Annotated in this window: 9 protein-coding genes; 3 read left to right on the top strand and 6 right to left on the bottom strand. The window is 71.7% G+C overall.

Annotated features, from left to right (window positions below; genetic code table 11):
* The 3 genes from ACFVGS_RS29825 to ACFVGS_RS29815 form a co-directional block, all read left to right on the top strand.
* Positions 1-258 (top strand): acyl-CoA dehydrogenase family protein (locus tag ACFVGS_RS29825; RefSeq protein WP_385694758.1); only part of this gene is annotated, 258 nt, incomplete at its 5' end.
* Between the two features lie 28 nt (positions 259-286).
* The gene (locus ACFVGS_RS29820) at positions 287-1,072 is read left to right on the top strand and encodes an electron transfer flavoprotein subunit beta/FixA family protein (RefSeq protein ID WP_385694755.1); all 786 of its coding nucleotides are present in this window, start codon (positions 287-289) and stop codon (positions 1,070-1,072) included.
* Positions 1,073-1,105: 33 nt separating this feature from the next.
* A complete protein-coding gene (locus tag ACFVGS_RS29815) occupies positions 1,106-2,062 on the top strand; it encodes an electron transfer flavoprotein subunit alpha/FixB family protein (protein WP_385694753.1) in 957 nt (318 codons plus the stop codon).
* A gap of 70 nt (positions 2,063-2,132) precedes the next feature.
* On the opposite strand, the gene ACFVGS_RS29810 is transcribed toward ACFVGS_RS29815, so the two are convergent.
* The 6 genes from ACFVGS_RS29810 to ACFVGS_RS29785 form a co-directional block, all read right to left on the bottom strand.
* On the bottom strand, positions 2,133-2,531 hold the full coding sequence (locus ACFVGS_RS29810; RefSeq protein ID WP_384417254.1) for a Zn-ribbon domain-containing OB-fold protein: 399 nt from the start codon (positions 2,529-2,531) through the stop codon (positions 2,133-2,135).
* A 129-nt stretch (positions 2,532-2,660) separates the two neighbouring features.
* The gene (locus ACFVGS_RS29805; RefSeq protein ID WP_384417251.1) at positions 2,661-3,362 is read right to left on the bottom strand and encodes a TetR/AcrR family transcriptional regulator; all 702 of its coding nucleotides are present in this window, start codon (positions 3,360-3,362) and stop codon (positions 2,661-2,663) included.
* A 66-nt stretch (positions 3,363-3,428) separates the two neighbouring features.
* Positions 3,429-4,190: an SDR family NAD(P)-dependent oxidoreductase gene (locus tag ACFVGS_RS29800; protein WP_384417248.1), complete on the bottom strand. Its 762-nt coding sequence runs from the start codon at positions 4,188-4,190 to the stop codon at positions 3,429-3,431.
* A gap of 74 nt (positions 4,191-4,264) precedes the next feature.
* Entirely contained in the window at positions 4,265-4,669 is a 405-nt protein-coding gene (locus ACFVGS_RS29795) for a hypothetical protein (RefSeq protein WP_384417245.1), read from the bottom strand.
* 114 nt (positions 4,670-4,783) lie between these two features.
* Positions 4,784-5,317 carry a hypothetical protein gene (locus ACFVGS_RS29790; RefSeq protein WP_384417242.1) on the bottom strand — a complete coding sequence of 178 codons (534 nt, stop codon included), beginning with the start codon at positions 5,315-5,317 and terminating at the stop codon, positions 4,784-4,786.
* Positions 5,318-5,412: 95 nt separating this feature from the next.
* Positions 5,413-6,567 carry an acyl-CoA dehydrogenase family protein gene (locus tag ACFVGS_RS29785; protein WP_384417240.1) on the bottom strand — a complete coding sequence of 385 codons (1,155 nt, stop codon included), beginning with the start codon at positions 6,565-6,567 and terminating at the stop codon, positions 5,413-5,415.
* Positions 6,568-6,597: the final 30 nt, after the last annotated feature.

Below are 6,597 nucleotides of genomic sequence, written 5' to 3'. Positions count from 1 at the left end.
GCCCGCCAGCTCACCTACGCCGCCGCCGCCAAGTCCGAGCGCCTCGACGGCGACCTCACCTTCTTCGGCGCCGCCGCCAAGTGCTTCGCCTCCGACGTCGCCATGGAGGTCACCACCGACGCCGTCCAGCTCCTCGGCGGCTACGGCTACACCCGCGACTACCCCGTCGAGCGCATGATGCGCGACGCCAAGATCACCCAGATCTACGAAGGCACCAACCAGGTCCAGCGCATCGTCATGGCCCGCAACCTCCCGTAATCGTCTGACACTTGGAAGGAGACAGGCCGTGACCCTGAAGATCGCTGTCTGTGTGAAGTACGTTCCCGACGCGACCGGCGACCGCGGTTTCGCCGACGACCTGACCACCGACCGCGAGGCCGTCGACGGCCTCCTGTCGGAGCTGGACGAGTACGCCGTCGAGCAGGCCCTGCGGATCTCCGAAGAGGCGGACGACGCCGAGGTCACCGTCATCACGGTCGGCCCGGACGACGCCAAGGACGCGCTGCGCAAGGCGCTGTCGATGGGCGCCGACAAGGCCGTGCACGTCAACGACGAGGACATCCACGGCACCGACGTCATCGGCACCTCCGCGATCCTCGCGAAGGCCCTGGAGAAGACCGGCTTCGACCTGGTCGTCTGCGGCATGGCGTCGACGGACGGCACCATGGGCGTGCTGCCGGCGCTGCTCGCCGAGCGCCTGAACCTGCCCCAGGTGACCCTGCTGTCCGAGGTGTCGGTCGAGGACGGCGTCGTGAAGGGCCGTCGTGACGGCGACGCCGCGAGCGAGCAGCTGGAGGCCCCGCTGCCGGCCGTCGTCTCGGTCACCGACCAGTCGGGCGAGGCCCGTTACCCCTCCTTCAAGGGGATCATGGCCGCGAAGAAGAAGCCGGTCGAGGAGCTGGACCTGGACGACCTCGGCATCGACGCCGACGAGGTCGGCCTCGGCGGCTCCTGGACCCTGGTCGAGTCGGTCGCGGCGCGCCCGGCCCGTACGCAGGGCACGATCGTCACGGACGAGAGTGACGGCGGCAAGCAGCTCGCCGCGTTCCTGTCCGAGCAGAAGTTCATCTGACCCACCGTCACCATCCCTCAGGAGCAAGGAATCATGGCTGAGATCCTGGTTCTCGTGGACCACGCCGACGGTGCGGTCCGCAAGCCGGCCCTCGAACTGCTCACGCTGGCCCGCCGCCTCGGCGAGCCCTCGGCGGTCGTCCTCGGCGCCGGCGAGGCCGCGGCCTCGATCGCGGCGAAGGCCGGCGAGTACGGCGCGGCGACCGTGTACGTGGCGGACGGCGCCGAGTTCGCCGAGCAGCTCGTCGTGCCGAAGGTCGACGCGCTCACCCAGATCGCCAGGGACAAGGCCGTCCGCGCCGTCCTGGTGACCTCCTCGGGCGAGGGCAAGGAGGTCGCGGCTCGCGTGGCGCTGCGCCTCGGCTCCGGTCTGATCACGGACGCGGTGGAGCTGGAGGCCGGCGAGAACGGCCCGGTCGCCACCCAGTCGGTGTTCGCCGCCTCGTACCAGGTGAAGTCCACCGTCTCGCACGGCGTTCCGGTCATCACCGTCAAGCCGAACTCCGCGGCCCCGGAGGCGGCTCCGGCCGCGGGCGCGGTGGAGAACGTCACCGTCGCCTTCTCGGGCAACGCGGCCAAGGTCGTCTCGCGCACCCCGCGGGTCTCCACCGGCCGTCCGGAGCTGACCGAGTCGGCGATCGTGGTCTCCGGTGGCCGCGGTGTCGGCGCGGCCGAGGGCTTCGAGGTCGTCGAGAAGCTGGCCGACTCGCTCGGCGCGGCGGTCGGCGCCTCGCGCGCCGCGGTGGACGCGGGCTGGTACCCGCACTCCAACCAGGTGGGCCAGACCGGCAAGCAGGTCTCGCCGCAGCTGTACATCGCGGCGGGCATCTCCGGCGCGATCCAGCACCGGGCCGGCATGCAGACCTCGAAGACGATCGTGGCGGTCAACAAGGACCCGGAGGCCCCGATCTTCGACCTGGTCGACTACGGCGTGGTCGGCGACCTCTTCGAGGTGCTGCCGCAGCTGACGGACGAGATCGGCGCCCGCTGATCCGGCCGGCATGAAGAAGGGGCTGGTGGCACTCTGTGCCACCAGCCCCTTCTCTCTTGGTACGGAGCGCTCAGAACCAGCCGTCGAGCGCGACCTCCTCGCAGAGCCGCACGACCGGCCTGCGGCCCGGGCCCGAACCGTCGTGGAGGAGCCGGACACGGACGCCGGGGCGCACCGCGTGCGGCGGGCCGTCGACCCGGCAGCGCACGACGAAGCCCTCGGCCATGTGCACCGGCCAGAGGTCCGCCTGGGCCGCGGTGAAGGCGCGGCGCACGGAGATCACGCCCTCGCCGGCGCTGAGTTCGGGCGCCAGGTCGGTCGACCCGCAGGTGGGGCAGAGCAGGCGCTGGAAGGTCGTGGTGTGGCACCAGCGGCAGCGCTGGAAGTAGAGCTCGGGCTCGGCGGCCGACTCGTCGGCCAGGAGGGCGGCGGTGCCGTTCCGCAGGCCCGTGGATCCCGTGTGGAACACGATGACTTCTCCTTGCACTCGGCGGCTCAACCGTGCATGGAGCAAAGATATGGCACTGAGTGCCAGCAAATAAAGACCTGAGTTCCCTCAATTGACGATACTGAGATCCCTCTGTGTCCCTTGCGCCGCTCAGCCCTCGCCCAGGCTCGACTCCACCTCGCGCACCACGCGCCACATCGGGGTGGAGCGCTTGGTGATCACCACGACCACGTCCTCGTCGTCCTCCACGGGCGACGGGGCGTCGGAGCTCCAGGTCTCCCGGACGAACTCCAGGGCCCGGTCGACCTCCGCCAGGGGGTCGCCCTGGCCGCCGGAGCGCAGCCAGTGGCGCAGCGCGTGGTTGTGGGCGGCGACGACGGCCGCGGCGACCACGTTGGCCCGCAGGGTGCCGTCGCGGCGGTCGGCGAAGCGGGTGCGCAGGTAGTCGCCGATGATCTTCTCGTACCGCCAGACGACGGAGAGCTCGTAGGTGCGCAGTCCCGTCACCTCACGGGTGAGCCGGTAGCGCTGGACGGAGAAGGTCGGGTTCTCCGCGTACATGCGCATGACGAGCCGGGTGGCGTCGCAGACGCGCACCAGCGGGTCGTCGGTGTCCGCGCTCGCCGCGAGGAACTCGGTCATGTCGGCGAGGCTCTGCTCGTGGTCGGGGAAGACCACGTCCTCCTTGGACGGGAAGTACCGGAAGAAGGACCTCCGGCCGACCCCGGCCGTGCGGACGATGTCGTCGACCGTCGTCTGCTCGTAGCCGCGCTCCAGGAAGAGCGCGAAGGCCGCCGCGACGAGGGAGTCGCGCATGGAGGGCTTGGCGGGGGTGGCCGGGCTGGTGCTCATGCCCCCGAAACTAGCACTCGGATCCCTCTCGCGGCGGCACTTGGTGCCAAACAGCAGGTCAGCCGGTCAGCGGGCCGCCATCCGCAGCGCGCCGTCCATCCGGATGGTCTCGCCGTTGAGGTAGTCGTGCTCGGCGATCATGGTGACGAGGCGGGCGTACTCCTCGGGGCGGGCCAGCCGCTGCGGGAAGGTGACGCTCGCCGCGAGCCCGGCGCGCACGTCCTCGGAGAACCCGGCCATCATCGGGGTGTCGACGATGCCCGGGGCGATGGTGACCACCCGGATGCCGTACTGGGCGAGGTCACGGGCCGCGGTGACGGTCATACCGGCGACGCCGGCCTTGGAGGCGGCGTACGCGATCTGGCCGACCTGCCCCTCGAACGCGGCGATCGAGGCGGTGTTGACGACGAGTCCGCGCTGGCCGTGCTCGTCGGCCTCGCGCTTCGCGATGGCCTCGGCGGCGAGCCGCATCACGTTGAAGGTGCCGAGCAGGTTGACGTCGAGGACCGTCCGGAACAGCTCCAGGTCGTGCGGGCCCTTGCGGCCCAGGATCCGCGCGGAGGGGGCGATGCCCGCGCAGTTGACGGCGAGCCGCAGCTCGGCCCCGTCCTCCTCGATCCGCGCGAGCGCCGCCCGGACCTGCTCCTCGTCGGTGACGTCCGCCGCGAGCAGCGTGACCCCCTCGGCGGGCGCCTCGGCCCCGGCCACGGCCTTGTCGAGGTCCAGGCCGTAGACGGTGGCGCCGCGGGCGGCGAGCGCGGCCGCGGTGGCGGCGCCGAGCCCCGAGGCGGCGCCGGTGACGAGAGCGGCGGATCCTGCGATGTCCATGAATCTCCTCGTACGAACCGGCGGCCCGCCTCCGGGCCGCCGTGCGTGTGCGGTGCTCGCGCGCTGTGCGCGCCCTACTTCCATTCCCAGACCTTGGCCGTGTTCCTGCCGTCCTTGTCCTCCTCGTACTCGAACACGCCCGCGGTCCCGTTGAGCTGGCTGAACTTCGCCGAGGCGCTCTCCCAGAAGATCGAGCCCCGGTAGCTGAACCCACCGGATCCGTTCGGGCGGCCGATGCCGGTGCCGTGCCAGGTGACGATGTCGCCGTCCTGGGTCATGCTGCAGCCCTGGCCGTCCCCGAAGACCGTGCCGTCCGCCTGCATCACCGCGTCGTAGGTGCCCATGTCCTCGACCGCCACGCCCAGCAGCGTGCCGGTCGACGCGAAGGACACCTCCACATGCGGGTGTCCGCCGTCGACCGACACCACCCGGAATGCTGTCCTCTGGCCCTGTTCCTCACCGATCAGATCGCCGAGCATGTCGGGACTCCTCTCCGGAAACGTCGGATCGGGACCCCTCTTCCGGCGTACGCCCGCCGCACCATCCCGGCAACCGGAACCGTGCCGGGTACGGGGCGAGCGCCCGTACGACCGCTACTCGGTCCCGAGGGCCGCTGTCACCGCCTCCCGCATCCTCCGCTCCTCCCACGGCGCGGGCCGCGGCAGACGGGCCACCACCCGGCCCAGCCAGTCGGCGTCACCCAGCCGGGCCGCCCTGCCGTCGGCGACGGCCGTCGTGAACAGCAGGTCCAGGAGCGTGACCTCGGCCGTCGAGTACCCGCGGGCGTGCAGGTGGAAGGTGAGCCGGTGGTCCTCGTAGGGGTGGCGCAGCGTCATGTCCAGATGGCCGCGTCCCCGCCCCTTGAAGGGCGGGACCCCGTTGAGCAGACCGTCGAGGGTGACGTTGCCCTCCCTGGGGAGGCCCCGGCCGATGTACAGCCTCGGGCCGATCATGATCCTGGCCCAGGGGACCAGCTCGTCCTCCACGGCGGGCGCGTGCCGGAACAGGCCGTCCGGCCTGAGCTCCACCCACGAGCCGTCCGGCTTGCGGGCGTCGCCGAGCACCCACCGGCCGTCGACCCGCTCCATCGGCCCCCAGACCGTCCCCGCGTCCGCGATCGCGTCCACTTCGGCGTCCTTCCTCCGATCCCCGTCGTCATGCGCTCTGTCTCACGGGACATCCCACGGATGATCTCCGGTTCCCCGGCCGCGCCCGTCGGGCGCTACTTCCCCGCGGCCGACAGCTGGCGGCTGATGACGAGCCGCTGGATCTGGTTGGTGCCCTCGAAGATCTGCATGATCTTGGCCTCGCGCATGTAGCGCTCGACCGGGAAGTCACGCGTGTAGCCGTAGCCGCCGAGGACCTGGACCGCGTCCGTCGTGACCTTCATGGCGGTGTCGGTGGCGATCAGCTTCGCCGCGCTGGCCTGGCGGCTGAAGGGGCGGCCGAGGTCGCGGCGGCGGGCCGCGTCGAGGTAGGTGGCGCGGGCCGCGTCGACGGCCGCGGCCATGTCGGCGAGCAGGAAGCCGAGGCCCTGGTGGTCGATGATCTTCCGGCCGAAGGTGGTGCGCTCGTTGGCGTACGCCACGGCGGCGTTCAGCGCGGCCTGGGCGAGGCCGGTCGCGCAGGCGGCGATGCCGAGGCGGCCGCAGTCCAGGGCGCTGAAGGCGATCTGGAGGCCCTGGCCCTCCTCGCCGATGCGGCGGTCGGCCTCGACGAGGGCGCCGTCCCAGTGGGCCGAGGTGGTGGGCACGGCCTGGAGGCCCATCTTGCGCTCCGGCTTGCCGAAGCTCAGGCCCTCGGTGGCGCCGGGCGCGAGGAAGCAGGAGATGCCGTGGTTGCCGGGCGCGGTGCGGGCGAACAGGGCGTAGAAGCCGGCCTTGCCGCCGTGGGTGATCCAGGCCTTGTTGCCGGTGACGCGGTAGGCGGCGCCGTCCTCCGTGAGCTCGGCCTTGCAGGCGAGCGCGGCGGCGTCGGAGCCGGCCTGCGGCTCGGAGAGGCTGTACCCGCCGATGAGCCGGCCCTCCAGCATGGCCGGCAGCCAGCGCTCCTTCTGCTCCGCGGTGCCGAAGGAGTGCAGCGGGTGGCAGGCGAGGGTGTGGACGCTCGTGGCGACCGCGACGGCGGCCCAGCGGGCGGCGAGCTCCTCGAGGACCTGGAGGTAGACCTCGTAGGGCTGGCCTCCGCCGCCGAACTCCTCCGGGTACGCGAGGCCGAGCAGCCCGGCCTCCCCGAGGGTCGCGAACAGACCTTCCGGATAGCTCTCGGCGGCCTCGTGCTCGTCGACGCGGGAGGCGAGCTCCTTGTCGGCGATCTCCCGCGTGAGGGCGATGAGGTCCGCTGCCTCGGGGGTGGGAAGCAGGCGGTCGACATCCATGGCGACTCCAGACACAGACGATGCTGCGAA

Source organism: Streptomyces sp. NPDC127114 (genome assembly GCF_042677525.1).
GTDB lineage: Bacteria > Actinomycetota > Actinomycetes > Streptomycetales > Streptomycetaceae > Streptomyces.
Note: the sequence above shows the minus strand (reverse complement) of the source record. Positions and strands in the feature narration are given on the sequence as shown.